The sequence below is a fragment of the Nocardioides caeni genome, from assembly GCF_004912195.1.
In the GTDB taxonomy this organism is placed as follows: Bacteria; Actinomycetota; Actinomycetes; order Propionibacteriales; family Nocardioidaceae; genus Nocardioides; species Nocardioides caeni.
On sequence record NZ_STGW01000004.1, the window covers coordinates 194,485 to 215,636 of the forward strand.

26 protein-coding genes are annotated in these 21,152 nt (G+C 71.9%); 25 read left to right on the forward strand and 1 reads right to left on the reverse strand.

Annotated features, from left to right (window positions below):
* The coding region (locus E9934_RS19575; RefSeq protein WP_202977244.1) for a hypothetical protein at positions 1–935 on the reverse strand (935 nt) is incomplete at its 3' end.
* Positions 936–1,639: 704 nt separating this feature from the next.
* Between E9934_RS19575 and E9934_RS08580 the strand changes: the two genes are divergently transcribed.
* The 25 genes from E9934_RS08580 to E9934_RS08700 all read left to right on the forward strand — a co-directional run bounded on the left by E9934_RS08580 (position 1,640) and on the right by E9934_RS08700 (position 21,137).
* Positions 1,640–2,131: a hypothetical protein gene (locus tag E9934_RS08580; RefSeq protein ID WP_136562462.1), complete on the forward strand. Its 492-nt coding sequence runs from the start codon at positions 1,640–1,642 to the stop codon at positions 2,129–2,131.
* Between the two features lie 73 nt (positions 2,132–2,204).
* On the forward strand, positions 2,205–3,125 hold the full coding sequence (locus E9934_RS08585; RefSeq protein WP_136562463.1) for an oxygenase MpaB family protein: 921 nt from the start codon (positions 2,205–2,207) through the stop codon (positions 3,123–3,125).
* A 228-nt stretch (positions 3,126–3,353) separates the two neighbouring features.
* Complete coding sequence (locus tag E9934_RS08590; RefSeq protein ID WP_136562464.1) at positions 3,354–3,713, forward strand: flagellar basal body rod protein FlgB; 360 nt, start codon at positions 3,354–3,356, stop codon at positions 3,711–3,713.
* Positions 3,713–4,105: a flagellar basal body rod protein FlgC gene (locus E9934_RS08595; RefSeq protein ID WP_136562465.1), complete on the forward strand. Its 393-nt coding sequence runs from the start codon at positions 3,713–3,715 to the stop codon at positions 4,103–4,105. Before E9934_RS08590 ends, E9934_RS08595 begins: the two co-directional genes overlap by 1 nt.
* A gap of 20 nt (positions 4,106–4,125) precedes the next feature.
* Complete coding sequence (gene fliE / locus E9934_RS08600) at positions 4,126–4,443, forward strand: flagellar hook-basal body complex protein FliE (RefSeq protein WP_136562466.1); 318 nt, start codon at positions 4,126–4,128, stop codon at positions 4,441–4,443.
* 25 nt (positions 4,444–4,468) lie between these two features.
* Positions 4,469–6,052, forward strand: a complete 1,584-nt coding sequence (fliF, locus tag E9934_RS08605; protein ID WP_136562616.1) for a flagellar basal-body MS-ring/collar protein FliF — start codon at positions 4,469–4,471, stop codon at positions 6,050–6,052.
* Between the two features lie 5 nt (positions 6,053–6,057).
* Positions 6,058–7,086: a flagellar motor switch protein FliG gene (fliG, locus tag E9934_RS08610; RefSeq protein WP_136562617.1), complete on the forward strand. Its 1,029-nt coding sequence runs from the start codon at positions 6,058–6,060 to the stop codon at positions 7,084–7,086.
* The gene (locus tag E9934_RS08615; RefSeq protein ID WP_136562467.1) at positions 7,070–7,747 is read left to right on the forward strand and encodes a FliH/SctL family protein; all 678 of its coding nucleotides are present in this window, start codon (positions 7,070–7,072) and stop codon (positions 7,745–7,747) included. Before fliG ends, E9934_RS08615 begins: the two co-directional genes overlap by 17 nt.
* Positions 7,744–9,069: a FliI/YscN family ATPase gene (locus E9934_RS08620; protein WP_136562468.1), complete on the forward strand. Its 1,326-nt coding sequence runs from the start codon at positions 7,744–7,746 to the stop codon at positions 9,067–9,069. Before E9934_RS08615 ends, E9934_RS08620 begins: the two co-directional genes overlap by 4 nt.
* The gene (locus E9934_RS08625; protein WP_136562469.1) at positions 9,066–9,518 is read left to right on the forward strand and encodes a flagellar FliJ family protein; all 453 of its coding nucleotides are present in this window, start codon (positions 9,066–9,068) and stop codon (positions 9,516–9,518) included. Before E9934_RS08620 ends, E9934_RS08625 begins: the two co-directional genes overlap by 4 nt.
* Positions 9,515–10,480, forward strand: a complete 966-nt coding sequence (locus E9934_RS08630) for a transglycosylase SLT domain-containing protein (protein ID WP_136562470.1) — start codon at positions 9,515–9,517, stop codon at positions 10,478–10,480. Before E9934_RS08625 ends, E9934_RS08630 begins: the two co-directional genes overlap by 4 nt.
* 5 nt (positions 10,481–10,485) lie before the next feature.
* Complete coding sequence (locus E9934_RS08635; RefSeq protein ID WP_136562471.1) at positions 10,486–11,697, forward strand: flagellar hook-length control protein FliK; 1,212 nt, start codon at positions 10,486–10,488, stop codon at positions 11,695–11,697.
* Positions 11,698–11,706: 9 nt separating this feature from the next.
* Positions 11,707–12,159 carry a flagellar hook capping FlgD N-terminal domain-containing protein gene (locus tag E9934_RS08640; RefSeq protein WP_136562472.1) on the forward strand — a complete coding sequence of 151 codons (453 nt, stop codon included), beginning with the start codon at positions 11,707–11,709 and terminating at the stop codon, positions 12,157–12,159.
* A gap of 61 nt (positions 12,160–12,220) precedes the next feature.
* Positions 12,221–13,069, forward strand: coding sequence for a flagellar hook-basal body complex protein (locus E9934_RS08645; protein WP_136562473.1), 849 nt, complete (start codon positions 12,221–12,223; stop codon positions 13,067–13,069).
* A 94-nt stretch (positions 13,070–13,163) separates the two neighbouring features.
* Positions 13,164–13,466 (forward strand): flagellar FlbD family protein, encoded by a 303-nt coding sequence (locus tag E9934_RS08650; protein ID WP_136562474.1) that lies wholly within the window; start codon positions 13,164–13,166, stop codon positions 13,464–13,466.
* Positions 13,467–13,471: 5 nt separating this feature from the next.
* Positions 13,472–14,233 (forward strand): motility protein A, encoded by a 762-nt coding sequence (locus tag E9934_RS08655; RefSeq protein ID WP_202977254.1) that lies wholly within the window; start codon positions 13,472–13,474, stop codon positions 14,231–14,233.
* 1 nt (position 14,234) lies between these two features.
* Complete coding sequence (locus tag E9934_RS08660; RefSeq protein ID WP_158294966.1) at positions 14,235–15,239, forward strand: flagellar motor protein MotB; 1,005 nt, start codon at positions 14,235–14,237, stop codon at positions 15,237–15,239.
* Positions 15,236–15,670, forward strand: coding sequence for a flagellar basal body-associated FliL family protein (locus tag E9934_RS08665; RefSeq protein WP_136562476.1), 435 nt, complete (start codon positions 15,236–15,238; stop codon positions 15,668–15,670). The genes E9934_RS08660 and E9934_RS08665 overlap by 4 nt, the downstream gene beginning before the upstream one ends.
* A gap of 142 nt (positions 15,671–15,812) precedes the next feature.
* Positions 15,813–16,751: a flagellar motor switch protein FliM gene (locus tag E9934_RS08670; protein ID WP_136562477.1), complete on the forward strand. Its 939-nt coding sequence runs from the start codon at positions 15,813–15,815 to the stop codon at positions 16,749–16,751.
* Complete coding sequence (gene fliN, locus E9934_RS08675; protein ID WP_136562478.1) at positions 16,751–17,566, forward strand: flagellar motor switch protein FliN; 816 nt, start codon at positions 16,751–16,753, stop codon at positions 17,564–17,566. The genes E9934_RS08670 and fliN overlap by 1 nt, the downstream gene beginning before the upstream one ends.
* Entirely contained in the window at positions 17,563–18,093 is a 531-nt protein-coding gene (locus tag E9934_RS08680) for a flagellar biosynthetic protein FliO (RefSeq protein ID WP_136562479.1), read from the forward strand. The genes fliN and E9934_RS08680 overlap by 4 nt, the downstream gene beginning before the upstream one ends.
* Positions 18,090–18,911, forward strand: coding sequence for a flagellar type III secretion system pore protein FliP (gene fliP, locus E9934_RS08685; protein WP_136562480.1), 822 nt, complete (start codon positions 18,090–18,092; stop codon positions 18,909–18,911). The genes E9934_RS08680 and fliP overlap by 4 nt, the downstream gene beginning before the upstream one ends.
* 7 nt (positions 18,912–18,918) lie before the next feature.
* On the forward strand, positions 18,919–19,188 hold the full coding sequence (gene fliQ, locus E9934_RS08690) for a flagellar biosynthesis protein FliQ (protein WP_136562481.1): 270 nt from the start codon (positions 18,919–18,921) through the stop codon (positions 19,186–19,188).
* Positions 19,189–19,209: 21 nt separating this feature from the next.
* Entirely contained in the window at positions 19,210–19,977 is a 768-nt protein-coding gene (locus E9934_RS08695) for a flagellar biosynthetic protein FliR (RefSeq protein ID WP_136562482.1), read from the forward strand.
* Positions 19,978–19,988: 11 nt separating this feature from the next.
* The gene (locus tag E9934_RS08700) at positions 19,989–21,137 is read left to right on the forward strand and encodes an EscU/YscU/HrcU family type III secretion system export apparatus switch protein (RefSeq protein WP_136562483.1); all 1,149 of its coding nucleotides are present in this window, start codon (positions 19,989–19,991) and stop codon (positions 21,135–21,137) included.
* The last annotated feature ends 15 nt before the right edge of the window (positions 21,138–21,152 follow it).

Sequence of the window (21,152 nt, forward strand, 5' to 3'; positions counted from 1 at the left end):
TCGGTGACCTGCTCGAGGAGCAGGGGGCCGATGCCCTCGACCCTCGCCACCCCGTCACACTGCCCGGCAAGGACCTCGGCAGCGATGTGGACCACGATCTCGGCGCGCTTGCGCCGCCACTTCGGCGGACTCGCCTCGGGAGCGGGCTGGGCGTCGGGCTGGGTGGCGGTGTCGGTTTCGGTTTCGGTTTCGGGGTGGGGGCCGTCGAGGAAGCGGGCTGCGGCGTGGGGGTCGGCCATCAGCTCGACCGCACGGGCGCGGAACTGGTCCATGGTCGGCACGTCGTCCTCGTGGGCTGGGACATGGTCCTCGGCCAGTCTGGTCGCGATCACGGTGGTGGTCTCGTGGAACAGCTCCGAGGCCGCGGTCGACAGCCTCATCCCCACGCCCTGGACATCAGCACCCAGGGTGGCGCCATCGACAGCGCCAAGTGCCTGGCCGACACGACGACGGCGCAACCACACTCCTTGTCGTGCTTCGTCGGCGGCGATACGGGCGCGGTGGGCGTCGGGGTCGGCCTCGATGACCTTGGCCTCGGCGATCACCAGCACCCGCCCCGGTGATTCGTGCCGGGCGGCGGCGACGGCGAGGTCGACGACCTGGGCCTGTTCGGGGGTGAGGCGGCGTGCCAGCGCGGCGGTCTTGCGGGCCACCCACAGCTCCAGGTCGAGGCCCTTGACCGCGTCGTAGACGTTGGGCAGGCGGTGGCGCAGGTCGAGGAAGTCAGCGGCCTTGTTCTTGGTGGCGATGACGCCGGCGTGGGCGGCGATCGCGAACTCCTCGAAACACAGCTCCGCGACCCTCGGCGTCCCTTCCCCGCCGAGGCGGATCAGCCGGTCGCCCCCCGAACCGCACCGGCACCGCCCCCGGCGTCTCTTGCGGGTCGCTCGAGTGGAGGTCGCACCAAGCCAGCAACCGGTCCATGCCCTCGACATCCCCACGGCGCCTCGCGAGCACCCCGTCCTCCTCCGCGGCAAGGACCGCCGCCGGAGTGAGATCGAGGAGAGAGGACATGACCACAGCATCGGACAAGGCTCCGACACAAACCCGACCATGACCGTCGCTGCGATCGTTCATCGAGGAGCTTGCGCAGCAAGCGTCGCGATACGCCGATGCCTTCAGCTCCCGACTGGCCCGGTCCGGCGTACGGCTTGCGGGGTCTCGAGACGGCCGTGGCCGGCCTCCTCGACCACCACGGGCCGGCAGTCAGTCGGGAACAACGACGTGCGGCAGGGCCCAGCCCGGCTGGTCACCGACGCCGGAGGACCAGCCCGGGGTCGGGTGCGTTGACCTGACGGCCCGAAGCGTCGGTAGTCAAGCGGATCGAACGCCTCTCGATACCGCAGCGACGGTCAGCGCCGGGCCGCGGGGAGCGTCCGATGCGGCACCTCGTCACGGACGTACCAGGCAACCCAGGTGACGGGAAAGAAGACCGCCGCCACTCCCGCGAGCACCACGGACGTCCCTCGGCAGCGGGCACCGAGACCGGTGAGGACAGCCAGAGCCACGACTCCGCCAATCGCTGCCACTGCCATCACGATCACGTCGTCAGTATCGTCGCCGACCCGCGAGCGCGCCAGAGGCTCTGATGGAACCGAAGGCGGCCGGAGAGCGTCATCGAGTCATGAGGATGTCGCGGGTGGGCGCTGCCGTGCTGGGGGTCCTGATGCTTGCGGCCTGCTCGTCGGAGAGCTCCGACGACGCTCCGGAGGCAGGGTCGCCGGCGTCCCCGTCGATGCCAGAGTCCCCGTCGGGAGCGGTCGGCGACGACAGCGCGGTGAGTTGCGTCGAGGAGTACTCCCCCGCCGCCGTCAACGGCCGGGGCTTCGCGTTCGACGGCACAGTGGTGGAGGTCGGTCCGGGCACGACGGACCGGCCGGGCAAGGGGCGGCTGAACTACGCGGGCGTGACCTTCGCCGTCGAGACGTGGTTCGTGGGCGGGTCGGGACCGACGGTGAGCGTCGACATGGCCGCGCCCGAGTCCGGCTGGGAGACAGGCACGCGGTTGCTGGTGAGCGGCGAGTCGCGGTACGGCGAGGGCGTGATGGAGGACGGCATCGCGTGGATGTGCGGCTTCACCCGCTACCACGACGAGGACACCGCAGCCGCGTGGGCGGCGGCGACCGACTGACCTCGACAGCCGGCCGTCGACGGGCTACCGTCAATCTGCACACGAACGTGTGCAGATAAGGCAGGATGCTCCCGTGCGCACCCCGAGGACGCCGACCCGGCTGGCCGACACCTTCACCACGGTCGGTACGACGAGCAGCGTCGCCAACATCGTGATGCAGCTGTCGCTGCCGCCGGTGGGCGAGGGCGTCAGCGAGAGCCGGGTCGTCTCCGGCAGCCCGCGCCGGCGGCCGGTGAAGCGCGCGCGGACCACCGCGACCTACCTCGCCCTCGCCACCCTCGGCACCGAGGACGACCGCGCGGTCATGCGCGAGGCGATCGCCGAGGTCCACCGCGCCGTCCACTCCACACCCGAGAGCCCGGTCCGCTACAGCGGCAATGCAGCCGACCTGCAGCTGTGGGTGGCCGCCTGCCTCTTCCGCTTCTTCCTCGACCAGTTCACGACGCTCTACGGCCCGCTCGACCGAGCCGCGCTCGACCAACTGGTCGCCAACGCCGCGCCGCTGGCGACCGGACTCAACGTGAAGCCCGCCGACTGGCCGCAGGACTGGCCCGCCTTCGAGACCTACTGGGACTCGATGCTCCCCCGCCTCGCCATCTCGCAGGAGGTACGCCGCGACTTCGAGTCCCTCGCCGACCTGAGCTTCCTCGCCGAGGCGTGGGGCGGCCCCGGTCGGCTGCTGAGCGCGGTGTTCGGTCCGACGTACCACCTGATGACGCGGGGCAACCTGCCGTCGCACTTCCGCGACCTCATGAGGTGGTCGTGGACCGACGCCGACCAGCGGCGCTTCGAGCGGGTGTTGTGGCTGCAGCGCTGGGCCGACCGGCTCGGCAACCGCTCGGTGATCCGGCTCTTCTACCGGCTGCACGTGTGGGACTTCCGGCTCCGGCGCCGGCTCGGCATCCCTGTCCTGGGCAGGCTGCGGCTCTCCGAGGCGATGATCCGCGACGGTGGCGGGCAGCGGCGGTGGCTGAGGAGGAGCGCGCGGGGCTGAGTCACGAGGTCGGCTGCGGGCGTCTCGTGACGCTCGCTGGCGCTCGCTCCTCGACGACCAGAGGGCTCGATCGGCCGGACTATTCAGGACCAAGTCCCAGAGATCCTGGCTCAGGTCGTCGGGCACGGGACCGATCGGGGGCGGTGAGCGACGGAATGCTCATCCCCGCCGAAGGACCGGCACCGAATGCGTCGACCTGGTCGACGCCTTCCTCAGGAGACGCCTGAAGTGTCCTTCGCAGCGACTGATGCCGTCGGCTTCGTGTTGCACACCGCGATCAACGGACTGTCCCTGCGCCAGCAGGTGACGGCCGACAACATCGCCAATGTCGACACCCCCGGCTTCCGGGCCCGCGCCGTGGACTTCGAGTCCGCGCTGCGCGACGCCATCGACCGCGGTCGCGCCACGGGCAGCTCCCTCGGCCTGTCGGTCCAGGCGACCGAGACTCCTGTCGGTGCCAACGACAACAACGTGGACCTGCGCAACGAGACGATCGCGGCGATCCAGACGCAGTACCAGTACCAGGTGATGAGCCGCGCGATCAGCGACCGCGACACCCGGATCTCCACGATGGGGGCTGCGTTCTGATGGGCGCCTTCGACACCCTGCGCATCGCGAACACCTCGCTCGGCGCCCACCAGGTGTGGCTCGACGCCGTCGCCGGCAACATCGCCAACGTCAACACCGTCCGCTCCACCGACCAGGACGCCTTCCAGGCGACCTACGTGATCATGGACGGCCTCGAGGACGGCGGCGTCGACGTCACCGGCTTCGCGAAGTCCGACCCCGAGGGCCGGATCGTCCACAACCCCGAGCACCCCCTGGCGGACGAGGACGGCTACGTCCGCCTCCCCGAGATCGACATGTCCGCCCAGATGGGGCAGCTCGTCATGGCGCAGCGCGGCTACCAGGCCTCGGTGCAGATGACCAAGACCGCCCAGGACACCTACACCGCAGCCCTGCAGATCGGGAGCCGGTGATCGCCATGAGCATCTCCCCCATGGAGTTCCCCTCCCTGTCCGGCATTTCCGGCATCGGCGGGATCGCGCCCGCGTCCCTGACCCCGAGCACCGCCGTCCAGGCGACGCCGGGCACCGACACCGAGTTCGGCTCCCTCGTCCTCGACGGCCTCGACCGGCTCGAGGGCCTGACCGACAAGGCCGACGGCCTGGCGGTCCAGGCCGCGACCGGCGACCTCGAGAACATCCACGACTACACGATCGCCGCCAGTGAGGCCTCGGTCGCCAGCCAGCTCACCGTGGCGCTGCGCAACAAGGGCATCGAGGCCTTCAACGAGATCATGCGGATGCAGGTCTGAGGGCGACTGAGTAATGGCACAGACGATGCAACAGAAGCTCCAGGGCTCCCTCACCCGAGGCCGCGACACGTTCGCGGCCTTCACCGCCGGCCAGAAGGCCGTCGCCGTCATCGGTACGGCGGCGCTGCTCATCGCGGCGTTCATGGTCTTTCGCTGGGTGTCGGCCCCCAGCTATGCGCCGCTCTATTCGAACCTGTCCGGCGAGGACGCCAGCGCGGTGATCGAGGAGCTCGAGGCCAAGGGCATCCCCTATGAGGTGTCCGGCGGTGGCGGCACGATCATGGTGCCGCGCGCCGACGTCTACACGACGCGCATCGCCCTGTCCGGCGAGGGCCTTCCCGGCAACTCCGAGGGCGGCTACGCCCTCCTGGACGGCAACAGCCTCTCCACCTCGGAGTCGCAGGAGCGCACCAACCTCAAGCGGGCGATGGAGGGCGAGCTCGCCATGACCATCGAGGCCATCGACGGCGTCGAGACCGCCGTCGTGCACCTCGCGATGCCCGAGAAGCAGGTCTTCTCCGACGACCAGGACCCGACCACCGCGTCGGTCCTCGTCGCGACCTCGGCCGGCGACGAGCTCACCGAGGAGAGCGTCCAGACGATCGTCCACCTGGTCTCGTCGAGCATCCCCGCGCTCGACGCAAAGAAGGTCACCGTGAGCGACTCCACCGGCAAGCTGCTCACTGCCGACACCGCGGAGGGCAGCGCGGGCGCGGCCTCCACGCGGGCCAAGCAGGTCGAGGCCTTCGAGTCCTCGACCCAGGGCAAGATCCAGGCCGCCCTCGACAACGTCCTCGGCGCCGGCAACTCCTCGACGACCGTCACCGCCGACCTCGACTTCGACAAGTCCACGGTCAACAGCCGCACCTACGGCTCGAGCGAGGGCGTGCCGCCGCTGTCGGAGTCGACGTCGACCGAGACCTACAACGGGACCGGCCAGCCCGACACGACCGGAGGCGTCGTCGGCTCCGACGGCGAGATGGACCCAGCCGCAGCCGGGACCGGCGACAACAGCTATCGCAAGTCCGACACGACCCGGGACAACCCCGTCGACGAGACCGTCGAGACGCGCGAGGCCGCGCCGGGCAAGGTCAACTCGCTGCACGTCGGCGTCATCCTCGACGCCACGGCGGCCGCGGCCATCCAGCCCGAGGTCATCGAGGACACCATCGCCAGCGCCGTCGGCATCGACGCCGAGCGCGGCGACACCATCGACGTCACCGCCCTGCCCTTCGACCGCTCCGCGCAGGACGCAGCCGCCAAGGAGCTCGCCGCCGCCGAGGCCGCCAAGGCCGCAGCGAGCCGCAAGGACCTCTATCGCAACCTCGGCATCGCCGGCGGCATCGCGCTGATGGTGTTGCTGGCCTGGTTCCAGGCACGGCGTCGCGCCGCGGCGCGGGCCGAGGCGACGGCGTACCTCGTCGAGCAGCTCAAGCTCGACCAGGCCAAGCGCACTCCCGAGCTCGAGACCCCGGCACTGGCCGCGCTCGAGTCCGCCGAGAACGACGAGGAGGAGTCCATGCGCGAGGAGCTCATCGCCCTGGTCGAGAAGCAGCCCGAGGACGTGGCCGCTCTCCTCCGCGGCTGGCTGGTGGAGCCGCGCCCGTGAGCCTCATGACGATCAACCCCAACGGCAGCGCGCTGGCGCAGCTGGGCGTCCGCAAGGCCGCGATCCTCCTGATCCAGCTCGGCAAGGAGCGCGCCGCGCAGGTGATGGCGCACCTCAACGACGCCGAGGTCGAGGGCATCTCCGCCGAGATCGCCCGCCTCGACGCCGTGTCGGCCAACGAGACCAGCCAGGTGCTGAGCGAATTCCACGACCTCGCCGTCGCCCACGCCCACGTCACCCAGGGCGGCTTCAACTTCGCGCAGCAGCTGCTCGAGCAGTCCCTCGGCCCCGAGCGGGCCAAGGAGATCATGGAGCGGCTGCACGCCGCCGCGGTCCAGATGCCCTTCCAGTTCCTGCACCGCGCCGACCCTGCCCAGCTGCGCGGCTTCATCGCCGACGAGCACCCGCAGGTGATCGCGCTCGTGCTCGCCCACATGGCGGCCGACAAGGCCTCTCTGCTGCTCAGCGGCCTGCCCGCCCACCAGCAGGCGGTCGTGGCCCACCGGATCGCGGTGATGGACCGGACCTCCCCCGAGATCGTCCGCACGGTGGAGAGCATCCTCGAGCGCAAGCTCTCCTCGATGCTGCAGCCCACCGAGGTCTCCCGCGTCGGCGGCGTCGACCCGCTCGTCAACATCATCAACCGCTCCGACCGCCCGACCGAGCGCCAGATCGTCGAGGGCCTCGAGGGACTGGACCCGGCGCTCGCCGACGAGGTCAAGAGCCGGATGTTCATGTTCGAGGACATCGTCGGCCTCGACGACCGCTCGGTGCAGCAGGTGCTGCGCCAGGTCGACACGGCCGAGCTCGCCCTCGCCCTCAAGGGCGTCAGCGAGACCGTCCGCACCAAGATCACGGGCAACCTGTCCGAGCGCGCCGCCGAGAACCTGCTCGACGAGGTCGAGCTCCTCGGCGCCGTCCGTCTCGCCCAGGTCGAGGAGGCGCAGCAGAGCATCATCCGCACCATCCGCCAGCTCGAGGAGCAGGGCCAGATCATGGTCCGGCGAGGGAACGACGATGAGTTCATCGTCTGACGCCCGAGGGGCCACCACGGTCACCGTGCCCGCGCTCCCCGAGCTGCGGGTCGGCACCTGGACCCGCCGGGGCGGCGACACGCTGCTCGGCGACGAGGTGACCGAGTCGCTGCTGGCCGGCGTGGCGGCCGAGACCCGCGACGCCGCCCGCGCCCAGGGGTACGCCGTGGGGTGGGCCGAGGGTCGACGGGCGGCCGCCGAGGAGGCAGCCGAGGAGGCCAGTCGCCGCGCCTCCGTGCACGCCGCTGCCGAGGCGCGCCACGAGCTGGAGCACCGCGCCGCCCTCGACGCGTTGGCCACCGCCGCCCGCGACGTCCGGGGCCTCCTCGACGGGCTCGCCGCCGCGGTCGAGCACCAGGCCACGGACCTGGCACTGGCCCTGGTGACCGAGCTGGTGGGGCAGGCCGTCGCCATCGCGACCCCGGCCGACGTCGTCGCGCGCGTGCTGCAGGTGCTGCCGCCCGCGCCGGTGGCCACGGTCCGGCTGCACCCTTCGGTAGCCGCAGCTGCAGCCGCCGCCGACCTGGCGGACCGGGGCCTCGTCGTCGTCGCCGACGCACGCCTCGACCGCGCCGACGCACTCGTCGAGACCGACAGCGGTGCCGTGACCGACCTGCGCATCGCCGAGGCGATGGCACGGGTGCGGGAGGTCCTGTCGTGAACGCCCTCTCCCCCGCCGTCCTCGACCGCGCCCTCGATGCGGCGCGCCCCCTCGAGCTGGGCACGGTCGCCGAGATCGTCGGCCTGCAGCTGGAGGTCCGCGGCGTCCCCACCGCCGCCGTCGGCGACCTGCTCGAGATCCGCACCTCCGACGCGCAGGGCCCGCTGCTCGCGGAGGTCGCCGCCCTGCGCCCCGGCACCGCCGTCTGCCTGCCCCTCGGCACCACCACCGGCGTGCGGGTCGGCGACCACGTCCGCCCCACCGGCGCACCCCTGCACGTCCGGGTCGGCGACGCCCTCCGGGGCCGCGTGCTCGACGGCCTCGGCCGGCCGATCGACGGCGGCACCCCGCTCGACCTCGTCGACGGTCTCGAGCTGGTCTCGACCGAGCACCCCACGCCCGACGCCCTGGCCCGGCCGCGGATCACCGAGCCGCTCGGCCTCGGTGTCCGTGCGCTCGACGCGCTCGTCCCGGCCGGTCGGGGCCAGCGGCTCGGCATCATGGCCGGCTCCGGCGTCGGCAAGTCGTCGCTGCTGTCGATGATCGCGCGCGGCACCGACGCCCAGGTCAACGTGATCGCCCTCGTCGGCGAGCGCGGCCGCGAGGTCCGCGAGTTCATCGACGGCGACCTCGGACCCGAGGGTCTGGCCCGCTCCGTCGTCGTCGTCGCCACCTCCGACGCTCCCGCCGTCGAGCGGCTGCGCGCCGCCTTCACCGCGACCCGGATCGCCGAGTGGTTCCGCGACAGCGGCCAGGACGTGCTGCTCATGATGGACTCGCTGACCCGCGTCGCGATGGCGCAGCGCGAGATCGGCCTGTCCGCCGGCGAGCCGCCCGCGACCCGCGGCTACCCGCCCAGCGTCTTCGGCCTGCTGCCCCGTCTCCTCGAGCGCGCCGGCACCGCCGCCGCGGGCTCCATCACCGGTCTCTACACCGTCCTCGTCGAGGGCGACGACCTGCAGGACCCGATCGGCGACACCGCCCGCTCGATCCTCGACGGCCACGTCGTGCTCTCCCGCGAGCTCGCCACTGCCGGACACTTCCCCGCCATCGACGTCCTCGAGTCGATCTCCCGCGTCCACGGCGCCGTCACCACCCCCGCGCAGAAGCAGGCGGCTGCGCTGCTCCGCCGGATGATGGCCGCCCACCGCAACGTCAAGGAGCTCGTCGAGATCGGCGCGTACGTCGCCGGGGCCGACACCTACGCAGACGCGGCCCTGGAGCGTCGGGTCGCCATCGAGGACTTCCTGCGCCAAGACATGGGCGACACCACCGCACCCGCCGACACCTGGGGCCGACTCGCCGGGCTGGTGGCCCCGTGAGCACGCGCCCCCACCCCGCCGACCGCGGTCTCGCCGCCGTCGCCCGGGTCCGCGAGGTCCGCGAGACCGACAGCCGGATCGGCCTGCAGCAGATGCTCGCCGAGCAGGCGTCGGTCGCCGGTCGCCTGGCCGCGCTCGAGCAGGGTCTCGCCAACGCTGCGGTGCCGGCCGTCACCACGCCCGCCGCGCTCCTCGCCGACCGCACCGCGCTCACCGGCGCCGGTGTCCTCATCGGCGAGACCCGCACCGCCCTCGACCACGCCCAGGTCCTCACCGCGGAGTCCCGCGCCCGCTGGACGACCGACAAGACCCGGCTCGCCGCGGTCGAGCACCTCCTCGAGCGACGGGCGGCAGGGCGTCGTACCGCTGCGGCACGGGCGGAGGCGCGCGACGCCGACGACCTCGCCGGGCAGGCCTGGGCCCGCAACCGAGCGGGGGCACGCCGATGAGCATCGACAACGTGACCGCGCGGATCGCACAGATCCAGTCCCAGCTCGCGCGCTTCAGCACGACCAGCACGACCAGCGCGACAGGGGCCTCGGCCACCGACGCGACGGAGTTCGCGACCGCACTCGCCTCCACGAGCGGCGCAACTGCCGACCCGGCGACCGGTGTCAGCGGCGACGACGTGGTGGCCGAGGCGAAGAAGTACCTCGGACTGCCCTACGTGTGGGGTGGCACCAGCATCACCAAGGGCGTCGACTGCTCGGGGCTGGTGCAGTCGGTCTACAAGGCGCTCGGCTATGACCTGCCGCGCGTCTCCGCCGACCAGGCCCGCTCCGGCACCGCGGTCCCCAGCCTCGCCGAGGCCCGACCCGGCGACCTCATCGCGTGGGACAACTCCAGCCGCAACAACGGCGCCGACCACATCGCGATCTACATCGGCGACGGCAAGATGATCGAGGCGCCGCGCACCGGCCTGGACGTGCGGATCCTCGACGTCCCGTCCGAGCCCGACATGATCCGCCGCATCATCGACACCCCCGCGGCCACCGGCAGCAGCGCGACCGGCGGGATCTCGGCGAAGGTCTCCGCCGCCACGCCGTACGCCGACCTGATCAACGCCGCTGCAGCCCGCACCGGCGTGCCGGGCGAGCTGCTCGCGGCCGTCGCGAAGCAGGAGTCCGGCTTCGACCCGCGTGCCGTCAGCCCGGCCGGCGCCCAGGGACTGATGCAGCTGATGCCCGCCACCGCGCGCGGGCTCGGCGTGACCAACTCGTTCGACCCGGCCCAGGCCATCGACGGGGCCGCCCGCCTGCTCGACTCGCTGCTCGACCGGTTCGGGACGACCGAGCTGGCCCTGGCCGCCTACAACGCCGGCCCCGGCGCCGTCAGCCGCTATGGCGGGATCCCGCCCTATGCCGAGACCCAGAACTACGTCCGCAACATCATGTCCATGGTGAGGAGCTGACCTTCGTGAGCATCGCCCCCTTCCTGCCCGCGCTGCCGACCCCCGTCGGCGCCGGTCCGGCGACCGATGCCGGCACGTCCGACACCGGGACCCCCGCCGGCGAGGGTGAGAGCCCGTTCGTCGACGCGCTGGCTGCCGCGCTCGCCGCGGTGGCGCCGGCAGCCACGCTGATCCCGGAGGCCAACCCGGCCGCCCCGGTGGGCCTCCCGACTGCGTCCCCGGCTGCAGCGGCGCCGGGGCCGCAGACCTCTCTGCCGCTCCCGGCCGTCGAGGCGCCGGCTGCCTCCGCCGACGCCGAGGTCGCCGCGCCCGCGATGCAGGGGTCCTCGACGGTGGCCCCGGTCCCCGGCACCACCGTCACCGCACCCAGCGCCTCCGACACCTCCGCCGGGACGGAGCCGCTGCCGCTCGACGGCGTCGCCACCAGCCGGACCGACCCCGACCGCTCGTCCCCCGACACCGGGAGCGACCCGGGCAGCGGCGCCCACCCCGGCACTCCCACCGGCACTCGCGCCCCTGCGGCTCCGGCCGAGGCCACCGCACCTCCGCTGCCCGCGACACCGACCGCGGCCACCGCACCCGCGGCGCCGACCGCCACCGCCGTCACCGTGGGCGCTCCGGTCGACGTCGCGCCGGTCCGGGGCGAGATCCCGGGCACCACGGTCACCAAGGCCGTCGTGCAGCAGGTCTTCCCGGAGGTCACCCGGGTCGTCACCGCGGCCGCCCAGGGCCCCAACGGCACCCAGCGGATCACGCTGACCCTCCAGCCCGAGCAGCTCGGCGAGGTGCGCGTGACGCTCGTGGTCCGCGACGGCAGCGTCCAGGTCCGCCTCGCCGGCGACGCCGGGGACGGGCGGATCCACCAGGCCCTCGCCCAGGGCGCACCCGAGCTGCAGCGACTGCTCGAGCGCGGCGGCGCCGACGCCAAGGTGCTCGTCCGCGACGCCCTCCCCGGACTGCCGACCAGCCCCGTCCCGGCGTCCTCCAGCACCGCGGGCACCAGCTGGCAGCAGGCCGGCGAGCAGGCCCACCAGGGCTGGGCGGACCAGGGCCAGCCCGGTCAGCCCGGCCAGTCCCGTCAGCCCGGCCAGTCCCGTCAGCACGGTCAGCCCGATGACGGGGCAGCCGGTCGTCGTACTCCCGGCGAGGCGCAGCCCGCCGTCACCAGCCCGGTCCCGGGCACCACCCCGCCCGGTCGCCTCGACCGGGCCCTGTGAGGAGGCAGCATGTCGATCTCGGCCACCGAGGGCGTGACCTACGGAGTCACCGGCACCGCCGGCACGTCCAGCACCAGCAGCACCGCGTCGGACAAGAACATGTTCCTCGAGCTGATGGTGACCCAGCTGCGCTACCAGGACCCGCTCAACCCGGCCGACTCCAGCGAGATGCTCGCGCAGACCGCGCAGTTCACCGCGCTGGAGAAGATGGAGGCCGTCGCCGAGCAGACCGCGATGCTGCTGAGCACGCAGCTCGCGTTCGGCGCGACGACCATGATCGGCAAGACCGTCCGCTGGTACGACGAGACCGGCGCCGAGCTCAGCGGCGTGGTCCAGGGCACGACCTATCTGTCCACCGGCCCGGTCCTGAGCGTCGACGGCCAGACCGTGCCCATCACCGACGTCGTCAGCGTCGGCGACGCCCCGACGGCCACGCCCACCCCGCCCACGGCGACCGCCTGACCCACCGTTCGACCCCGACCCGACAACCCACACAGCAACCACCAGATCGAGGAGACACCCCATGCTTCGTTCGCTCTTCGCCGGCATCTCCGGCCTCCGCGTCAACCAGACCATGCTCGACGTGACCGGCAACAACATCGCCAACGCCAACACCACCGGCTTCAAGGCCTCCACCACGGTCTTCTCCGACACGCTCAGCCAGATGCTGACCGCGGCGTCGGGCGGCAACGCCGAGCGCGGTGGCACCAACCCGATCCAGATCGGCCTCGGCGTGCAGCTCGCGGCGACGTCGACCAACTTCGGCCAGGGCTCTGCCCAGCTCACCGGTCGCCAGACCGACGTGATGCTCAACGGCGACGGCTTCTTCGTCCTCGCCGACGGCGCCGAGAACGTCTTCACCCGCGCCGGCGCGTTCACCTTCGACCAGAACGGCATCCTCGTGTCGCCGACCGGCATGCGCGTCCAGGGCTACGAGCTCGACGCGCTCGGCGTCCCGACCGGCGGCCTGGTCGACGTGGACCTGAGCCTGATCGACGCGTCGCTGCCGCCGGGCGTGGAGCTGACGTCGTACTCCATCTCCGCCGACGGCAAGGTCCGCGGCGTCTTCTCCGACGGCGTCCAGCGCGACGTCTGCCAGCTGGCCGTCGCCGACTTCACCAACCCGATGGGCCTGGAGAAGATCGGCGACACCACCTTCCGCGCCTCCGCCAACTCCGGCGCGGTCGACCTCGGCGTCGCCGGCGAGGGCCAGCGCGGCACCATCCAGGCCGGTGCACTCGAGATGTCCAACGTCGACCTGTCGGCCGAGTTCACCAACCTGATCCTCGCCCAGCGTGGCTTCCAGGCCAGCTCGCGCGTCATCACGACCAGCGACCAGGTGCTCGAGGAGCTCGTCAACATCAAGCGCTGACCCCTCAGCCCCGTCGGCCTCCAGCCGATGGAAGACCCGAGGCGTCCACGGACGGACCGCCTGAGCCGAACCACACGCACATGGAGGTGCCGCGGTGATCTCGCTGACCCGATTGTCCGGGACGGCGTTCCTGCTGAACGCCGACCTCATCGAACGAGTCGACTGCACCCCCGACACCGTCGTCACCCTCGTCGACGGCACGAAGTACCTGGTGTCGGAGTCGCTCGGCGAGGTGCTGGAGAGCGTCGTCCGCTACCGCGCCTCCATCGTGGCCTACTCCGCGCTCCCCGAAGCCGCGACGCTGCCCACGCTGCGTCCCGGCCCTGTGCGCGCCAGCCGCCTGGCCGCCGTACCCCCTGCCGTCCACCTGCCCATTGACCGAGGAGGTACGCCGTGAAGGACATGGCCAGCATGCTCGGCATCGGTGCCGCCCTCGGCGTCATCATGCTCGCCAACATCCTGGAGGGCGGCAGCCCGGCCAGCCTGTTCCTCCTCCCCCCGCTGCTGCTGGTCTTCGGCGGCACCCTGATGGTCAGCGTCGCGGGCGGCACGCTCGCCGACGCCAAGAACGCCATCAAGTCCGTCAAGCACGCGCTGACGGGCAAGATCGCCACCTCCGCCGACGTCGTCCCCGTCATCGTGGAGCTCTCCGACAGCGCCCGCCGCGAGGGCATGCTCGCCCTCGAGGGCAAGCTCGAGTCGATCGACGATCCCTTCCTCGTCAAGGGCGTGACCCTCGCGGTCGACGGCATCGACCCCGACGAGCTCCGCGAGATCATGGAGTACGAGGTCCACGCCAAGAAGGCGACCGACAAGCACTCCGCGAAGTTCTTCACCGACGCCGGCGGCTATGCGCCGACCATCGGCATCGTCGGCACCGTGATGAGCCTGGTGCACGTGCTGGAGAACCTCTCGAAGCCCGACGAGCTGGGCCACATGATCGCCGCGGCGTTCCTCGCGACCCTGTGGGGCGTGCTGTCGGCCAACGTCCTGTGGCTGCCGATCGCCGCGCGCCTCAAGCGGATGAGCGAGCTCGAGTGCACCCGCATGGAGATCGTCATCGAGGGTGTCGCCGCGATCCAGGCCGGCGCCAACCCGCGCGTGGTGGCCCAGAAGCTGCGCTCGCTCCTGCCGCCGCAGGAGCAGCTGGACGAGGCGGCCTGACGTGTCCCGCAAGACCGGGCAGAAGCGCGCCGTGGAGGAGGAGCACGAGAACCACGAGCGGTGGCTCGTCTCCTATGCCGACATGATCACCGTGCTGATGGCGCTGTTCATCGTGCTCTATGCGATGAGCCAGGTCGACGAGACCAAGTACCAGCAGCTCCGGGAGGGCCTGGCCGTCGGCTTCGGCCACGAGAAGTCGATCCTCAACGGGGAGACGCCGGTGAGCAGCGCCAAGGGCGCCTCCAACACCGCCGAGACGACCTACCAGCAGCTGCTCGCGCAGGTGCCGGAGGACAGCATCGAGGTGGTCGAGCAGATCGTCAACGAGTCCGAGCGGCTGCGCCGCGACCGGCAGTACGGCGACGCGGCGGTCGAGGTCGAGCGGCTGCTCGAGGTGTGGCGCAAGATCGACCGGGCGCTGCGCCAGCAGGGGCTGCGCGAGGACGTGCGGGCCACGATCGACGAGCGGGGGCTGGTGGTCAGCCTCGTCTCCGAGCACATCGTCTTCGAGCCGGACATCGCGACGCTGACCGACCGGGGCCGGCGGGTGGTCGACACCCTCGCCCCCGTGCTCGCGGTGCTGACCGAGCCGATCGAGGTCGACGGGCACACCAACCAGGAGAAGGTGGATCCGGCGTACTTCCCGACCGACTGGGAGCTCTCCCTGGCCCGCGCCGCCCACGTGCTGCGCCGCCTGGAGGAGGTCCACCGCGTCCCCGCACACCGCCTGCGGGCCACCGGCTTCGGTCACACCAAGCCGTTGATCGACCCGGCCCGGGCCGGGTCGCAGAAGATCAACAAGCGCGTCGACATCATCGTGCTCAGCCAGGTCCCCGCCGAGACGCGGGCGCTGATGACCGAGGCCTACGAGGACGTGCGCCGCGAGGCCGGCCTCGACGAGCCGCCGACGGCCTCGTCGGCCAACGTCCCGGGCACCGACGACGAGCTCCCGACCGCCTCCGGCGAGCACCGCCCCGACCGACCCCATGGAGAGGACCAGCCATGAGCACCGCCACCGCCGCCCCACCGGACAAGGGCGCCGCCGACGCGAAGAGCAGCAAGGTGCGGACCATCGGCATCGCCGTCCTGGTCCTCGGTCTCGCCGCCGGCGCCGCCTGGTACTTCATGCTCCGCCCCAGCGGGGAGACCGAGCCCAAGCCCGGCGAGGTCGTGGCGCTCGAGCCGATCCAGGTCAACCTGGCCGGCGGCCACTACCTGCGGCTGGGGATGGCCCTCCAGCTGGTCGAGGGTGCCCACGAGGTCGACGGCTCGAAGGCCCTCGACGCCGCGATCACCGTGTTCAGCGGCCGCCCGGTCGGCGAGGTCAACAAGGCCGAGAGCCGGGAGCACCTGCGCCACGAGCTCAACGAGGTGCTCCACGAGCGCTATCACGACGAGGTGATGGAGGTCCTCTTCACCGAGTTCGTCACCCAGTGACCCACCCGTCGACCCACCCGGAATGACCGGGACCCGGGACCGTCCCCGGGACCTCACGTGGTCCGTCGTGACCACGGGACCCTGACCGCTCGGCGCCTCGGCGACCCCTCAGGTCTTCCCCACGGCCACCGATGGGGCGGTCGTGACCGTGGCTCCGCAGCGACCCCGCCGGCGTACGCGCTCCTCCGAGCCGACGCCCTACGACTTCCGTCGACCCATCCAGCTCAGCCGCGAGCACCAGCGCACCCTGCAGCTGGGCTTCGACGGCTTCGCGCGCCAGGTGACGACCGTGTTCACGAGCTCGCTGCGCACGGTCTGCACGGTCACCCTCGCGGGCATCGAGCAGCGCACCTACGCGGAATACGTCGACAGCCTCGGCGCGTCGACCTACATGACCCTCTTCTCCGCCGACCCGATCCCCGGCACCGGGGTCCTCGAGATCCCGCTGTTCGCGACCATGTCGTGCATCGACCACATGCTCGGCGGCCCGGGCTCGGACGAGCAGCCGGACCGGCCGCTGACCGAGATCGAGGACGGCGTCATCCGCGGCCTGGTCGAGCGGATGCTCGGCGAGATGCGCTACTCACTCGACGGGATCGTCGCCCTCGATCCGGCCGTGACCGGGATCGAGTACTCCCCCCAGTTCGCCCAGGTCGCCAGCGCCGCCGACGTGATGGTCGTCGTGCGCCTCGAGCTGCGGATCGGCGAGCAGGCCCACCACATGTCGGTCTGCCTGCCCTTCAGCGGCCTGCTGCCGCACCTGACCAACGCCAGCGGCGCCGGCGCGATGAGCGACCGGGAGCGACTGCAGCGCGCCCAGTCGGCCGTGCTGCTGCAGGACCAGTTCCACCAGGTCCCGGTCGCCGTCGCCGTGCGCTTCCGGCCGATGGAGATGGACCCCGCGGAGCTGGCCGGCCTCGAGCCGGGCTCGGTCGTCCGCCTCAGCCATCCGGCCTCCGCCCCCCTGGACGTCTGCATCGCTGGTGGCGCCGCCGGCAACACCTTCGCCCACGCCACCCCCGGAACCCGCGGCCAACGCCTGGCCGCGCTCATCGTCACCACGCCCGAGGAGAACTCCTGATGACCACCGCTCCCGACACCCAGGCCCTCGCCGAGGCCGTGACCGCGGCCGCGGCCGACCTGCTCCCCTCGGTCACGCCGCTCCAGCTGGGCCCTGTCCAGCCCGGATCGCCGCACGTCGCGGCGGCCTTCGCCGGCGGCGCCGTCGCCGAGCTCGACGGTGGCGTGCCCGGCGTCGTCGCCGTCCTGGTCGGCAAGGAGCTCGTCGACGCGCTGGCCTCCAGCCCGATCGGCGAGCTCGAGGTCGCCGCCGCCGTCCAGCCCGCGATCGACGCTGCCGCGCTGCGGCTGGGCGCCCACGCCCGCACGGCGCGCGCGCTCGACCTCGCCGACGACGCCTTCGACATCACCGCCGAGCTGGGCGGGGAGTTCGTCACGGTCCCGCTGATCGGCATGGGCATCGCTGCCGCGGTCCTCATCCCCCTCGCCACCGCCGAGGGTGCCCGGGAGCCGATCGACCCGGCCGCGGCGCCTGTCGCCGAGGAGCCGTCGCCCGCGCTCGCCGCGCTCGCCGCGTCGGAGCCCTCCGAGCCCTTCGTCCCCGCCTTCGGCGCCGCCGCCCTCCCCCCGCGCGGCCTGGAGCTGCTGCACGGCGTCGACATGGAGGTGACGGTCGAGCTGGGCCGCACCCGGATGACGGTCCGCGACCTGCTCGCGCTCACCCCCGGCGCCGTGCTCGAGCTGGACCGGGCGGCCGGGAGCCCCGCCGACCTGCTCGTCAACGGCCGGCTCGTCGCGCGCGGCGAGGTCGTCGTCGTCGACGAGGACTTCGGCCTGCGGGTCACCGAGATCGTCGACGCAGCAGCCGCGTCATGATCATCCTGGCCGCGTCGGACCCCGGGGTCGGGGCGCTCGCGTTCCGCCTCCTCGGCTCGCTCGCGGTCGTGGTCGGACTGCTGCTGCTCATCGCCCGCTTCGTCAACCGCCGCTTCACCGCGCCGTCCGGCGCGCCCGTGCAGGTCATGCACCGCCAGCAGCTCGGCCGCGGCCAGGGTGTCGCGGTCATCTCCGTCGGCGGCCGCGTCCTCGTCGTCGGCACCACCGAGCACCAGGTCACCCTGCTGACCGAGCTCGAGCCCGACCCTGCGGACGACGGGATCGAGGTCGACCCGATCGTCGCCGGCGCGCTGGGGCTGGACGCCCCAGCCAACCACGAGGCCGTCGACCCCGACGACGGGTTCGAGAAGGAGCTCGCCGCCGCGTCGGCGGGAGTCGCGTCGTCGGGAGTCGACAGGCCGGGCGCACTGGCCGGGTCGCTCCTCTCGCCGCAGACCTGGCGCCAGACCTTCGCCGCGATCAGCGGTCAGGGCGGGCATCCGCCCCCGGGGCGGCGCGCGTCATGACCACCGCGCGACGGCTGGCGATCCTCCTCGTGGGCACCGCCGGCCTGGTCCTCCTTGCCCCGATGACGGCGCTGCCGGGATCGGCGGCCTCGGCCGCCCCGACGCCCAACGGCCCGAACGGTCCCAACGGCCCCAGCGGCACGGGAGGCGGCTCGGTCCAGATCGACCTGACCGGGATGACCGAGAAGCCGAGCAACAGCCTGGTGGTGTTCCTCGCGCTGACCCTGCTGAGCCTGCTGCCGGCGATCCTGCTGACCTGCACCAGCTTCACCAAGATCCTCGTGGTGCTGGGACTGACCCGCAACGCGCTCGGCCTGCAGCAGACGCCCAACAACCAGGTGCTCGCCGGACTGGCGCTCTTTCTCAGCCTCTTCATCATGGGCCCGGTGTTCGCGGCGATCAACGACGCCGGCGTGCAGCCCTATCTCGACGGCGACAAGACGACGAAGACCGCCTTCAACGACGGCCTGGAGCCGCTGCGCGAGTTCATGCTCGACAACACCGACGACGAGGAGCTGATGCTCCTGACGAGCGTCGCCGACCGCGAGCTGCCGGCCAACCGCGACGAGGTCGGCACGACGACGCTGATCCCGGCCTTCGTGCTCTCGGAGCTGAAGGACGCCTTCATCATCGGCTTCATCATCTTCATCCCGTTCCTCGTCATCGACATCGTCGTGAGCGGCGCACTGATGAGCCTAGGCATGATGATGATGCCGCCGGTGATGGTGTCGTTGCCGTTCAAGCTGTTGCTGTTCGTGATGGTCGACGGCTGGGCGTTGATCATCAAGTCCCTCGTCGCGTCGTACGGGACGGGGTGAGGCAGCCGTGACCGACACCGCGATCATCGAGATCGCCCTGCGGACGATGCTGGTCGCGCTGAAGCTCTCGGCGCCGATCCTCGCGACCTCGCTCGTCATCGGCTTCGCGATCTCGCTCTTCCAGTCGATGACGCAGATCCAGGAGTTCACGCTCTCCTTCGTCCCGAAGCTGATCGGCGTGGGGGTCGCCCTGCTCCTCTGCGGCAACTGGATGCTGCACACGCTCATGGAATTCACCCGGCAGCTGTTCGAGTCGCTGCCCGGGCTGCTCACGTAGGCCCGCGCGAGTCCCGAAGTCATGGTCCTCACCGTCGACGGCGCCGCCCTGACCGCGCTGCTGCTCGCGTCCGTGCGAGTCGTGGCGTGGATCGCCGTCGTACCTCCCTTCGCGACGCGGGGCATCCCGACGATGGCGAAGGTCGTGCTCTCGCTCGGCCTGTCCTTCGCGATCGCGCCGGTGCTGGCGACCCAGGAGCTGCCCTCGACGCTGCCGGGGCTGCTGGTGTCGACGCTGACGCAGCTGCTGATCGGCCTCGGCATGGGCTACGTGACGATGCTGCTCTTCTCCGCGATCGCCGCGGCGGGCGCGCTGATCGACCTGTTCGGCGGCTTCGCGCTCGCCGCCGCCTGGGACCCGATGACGATGAACAACAACACCGTCTTCGGCCGCTTCCACCAGATGCTGGCCACCGCGCTGCTGCTCGCCACCGGCGGCCACCTGCTGGTGATCGGCGGACTGCTCAGCACCTTCCACTACCTGCCGCTGACGGGATTCCCCGACGTGTCGGGCTGGGACGGCATCCTCATCACGGCCTTCTCGATGTTCTTCACGATCGCCGTGCAGATGGCGCTGCCGATGATCGCGGTGCTCTTCGTCGCCGACCTCGCGCTCGCACTGCTGACCAAGGTGGCACCGCAGCTCAACGCCCTCAACGTGATGTTCCCGGCCAAGGTGGGCCTGACGCTGCTCCTGCTCGGACTGTCCTTCCCGATGCTGCCCGGCGCCGTCGAGAACCTCGTCGAGCTCGCCAACGAGGCCATGGCGGCCATGGCCGGCGCGGACTGAGGGGGTGACGGATGGGAGCCGACTCCGGAGGTGAGAAGACCGAGAAGCCCACCCCCAAGCGCAAGAAGCAGGCCCGCAAGGACGGGCAGGTGCCGCGGACCCCCGAGCTCGGCGGCTGGCTGGCCCTGCTCATCATCACCCTCGCCCTGGGCCCGCTGCTCGACAACGAGCTCGAGCGCCTGCGCACCATGATGGCCACCCACCTGCGCGCGATCGAGGACGCCTCGCTGCCGCTGGCGCTCGAGCTGCTCGGCGACGCGGGGAAGCACATGCTCGTCACCTTGGTGCTGCTCGGCGTGATCGTGCTGTTCGTCGGGGTCGGCGCCGCGCTCGCCCAGGGCGGCTTCTTCCTCTCCCCCAAGCTCGTCAAGCCGGACCCCAAGAAGCTCGACCCCTTCAAGGGAGCCAAGCGGCTCTTCGGACCGCACGCCCTGTGGGAGGGCGTGAAGGTGCTGGTGAAGAGCTCCGTCGTCGCGTTCATCGCCTACGGCGCCATCCGCTCGATGATGCCGCTCGTCGGCGGCCTCGTGCCGATCGACTACGTGCTGCACCAGGTGCGCTCCGAGATCTCCCACCTGATGCTGACCGTGGCCCTCGCCGGACTGGTGATGGCGGCCGCCGACTACGCGATGATGCGCCGGCGGATCGGCAAGCAGACCCGGATGAGCCACCACGAGATCAAGCAGGAGCACAAGCAGTCCGAGGGCGACCCGATGCTCAAGGGCGCGATCCGTGCCCGGCAGCTCGCGGCGGCCCGCAACCGGATGATCGCCGACGTCTCGACCGCCGACGTGCTGCTGGTCAACCCGACCCACGTGGCCGTCGCGCTGCGCTACGACCCCGAGCAGGGCGCGCCCCGCGTCGTGGCCCGCGGCGCCGGTGCGATCGCCGCGAGGATCCGCGAGCGGGCCGCCGAGGAGCGCATCCCGCTGGTCCAGGACGTCCCGCTCGCCCGGGCCCTCTATCGCCACTGCCAGGTCGGCCAGGAGATCCCCCGCGAGCTGTGGGCGGCGGTCGCGCAGGTGTTGGCGTTCGTGCTGAGTCGCCGGCGGGCCGGTCAGTACGGCGGCGAGCACCGCACCCCGCGTCGTACCGACGAGCTGCCGGAGGTGCTGGCGGCCGCCCGCCGCCGGCGCGCCACGGTCCAGGAATCCGGATGATCGCTCAGACCCCGG

Coding starts and splice junctions, on each gene's coding strand:
- E9934_RS08595 (WP_136562465.1), top strand. CDS start 3,713: ATGGGCGCCTTCGACACCCTGCGCATCGCGAACACCTCGCTCGGCGCC.
- fliE (WP_136562466.1), top strand. CDS start 4,126: ATGGAGTTCCCCTCCCTGTCCGGCATTTCCGGCATCGGCGGGATCGCG.
- fliF (WP_136562616.1), top strand. CDS start 4,469: ATGCAACAGAAGCTCCAGGGCTCCCTCACCCGAGGCCGCGACACGTTC.
- fliG (WP_136562617.1), top strand. CDS start 6,058: ATGACGATCAACCCCAACGGCAGCGCGCTGGCGCAGCTGGGCGTCCGC.
- E9934_RS08615 (WP_136562467.1), top strand. CDS start 7,070: ATGAGTTCATCGTCTGACGCCCGAGGGGCCACCACGGTCACCGTGCCC.
- E9934_RS08630 (WP_136562470.1), top strand. CDS start 9,515: ATGAGCATCGACAACGTGACCGCGCGGATCGCACAGATCCAGTCCCAG.
- E9934_RS08640 (WP_136562472.1), top strand. CDS start 11,707: ATGTCGATCTCGGCCACCGAGGGCGTGACCTACGGAGTCACCGGCACC.
- E9934_RS08645 (WP_136562473.1), top strand. CDS start 12,221: ATGCTTCGTTCGCTCTTCGCCGGCATCTCCGGCCTCCGCGTCAACCAG.
- E9934_RS08655 (WP_202977254.1), top strand. CDS start 13,472: ATGGCCAGCATGCTCGGCATCGGTGCCGCCCTCGGCGTCATCATGCTC.
- E9934_RS08665 (WP_136562476.1), top strand. CDS start 15,236: ATGAGCACCGCCACCGCCGCCCCACCGGACAAGGGCGCCGCCGACGCG.
- fliN (WP_136562478.1), top strand. CDS start 16,751: ATGACCACCGCTCCCGACACCCAGGCCCTCGCCGAGGCCGTGACCGCG.
- E9934_RS08680 (WP_136562479.1), top strand. CDS start 17,563: ATGATCATCCTGGCCGCGTCGGACCCCGGGGTCGGGGCGCTCGCGTTC.
- fliP (WP_136562480.1), top strand. CDS start 18,090: ATGACCACCGCGCGACGGCTGGCGATCCTCCTCGTGGGCACCGCCGGC.
- E9934_RS08695 (WP_136562482.1), top strand. CDS start 19,210: ATGGTCCTCACCGTCGACGGCGCCGCCCTGACCGCGCTGCTGCTCGCG.
- E9934_RS08700 (WP_136562483.1), top strand. CDS start 19,989: ATGGGAGCCGACTCCGGAGGTGAGAAGACCGAGAAGCCCACCCCCAAG.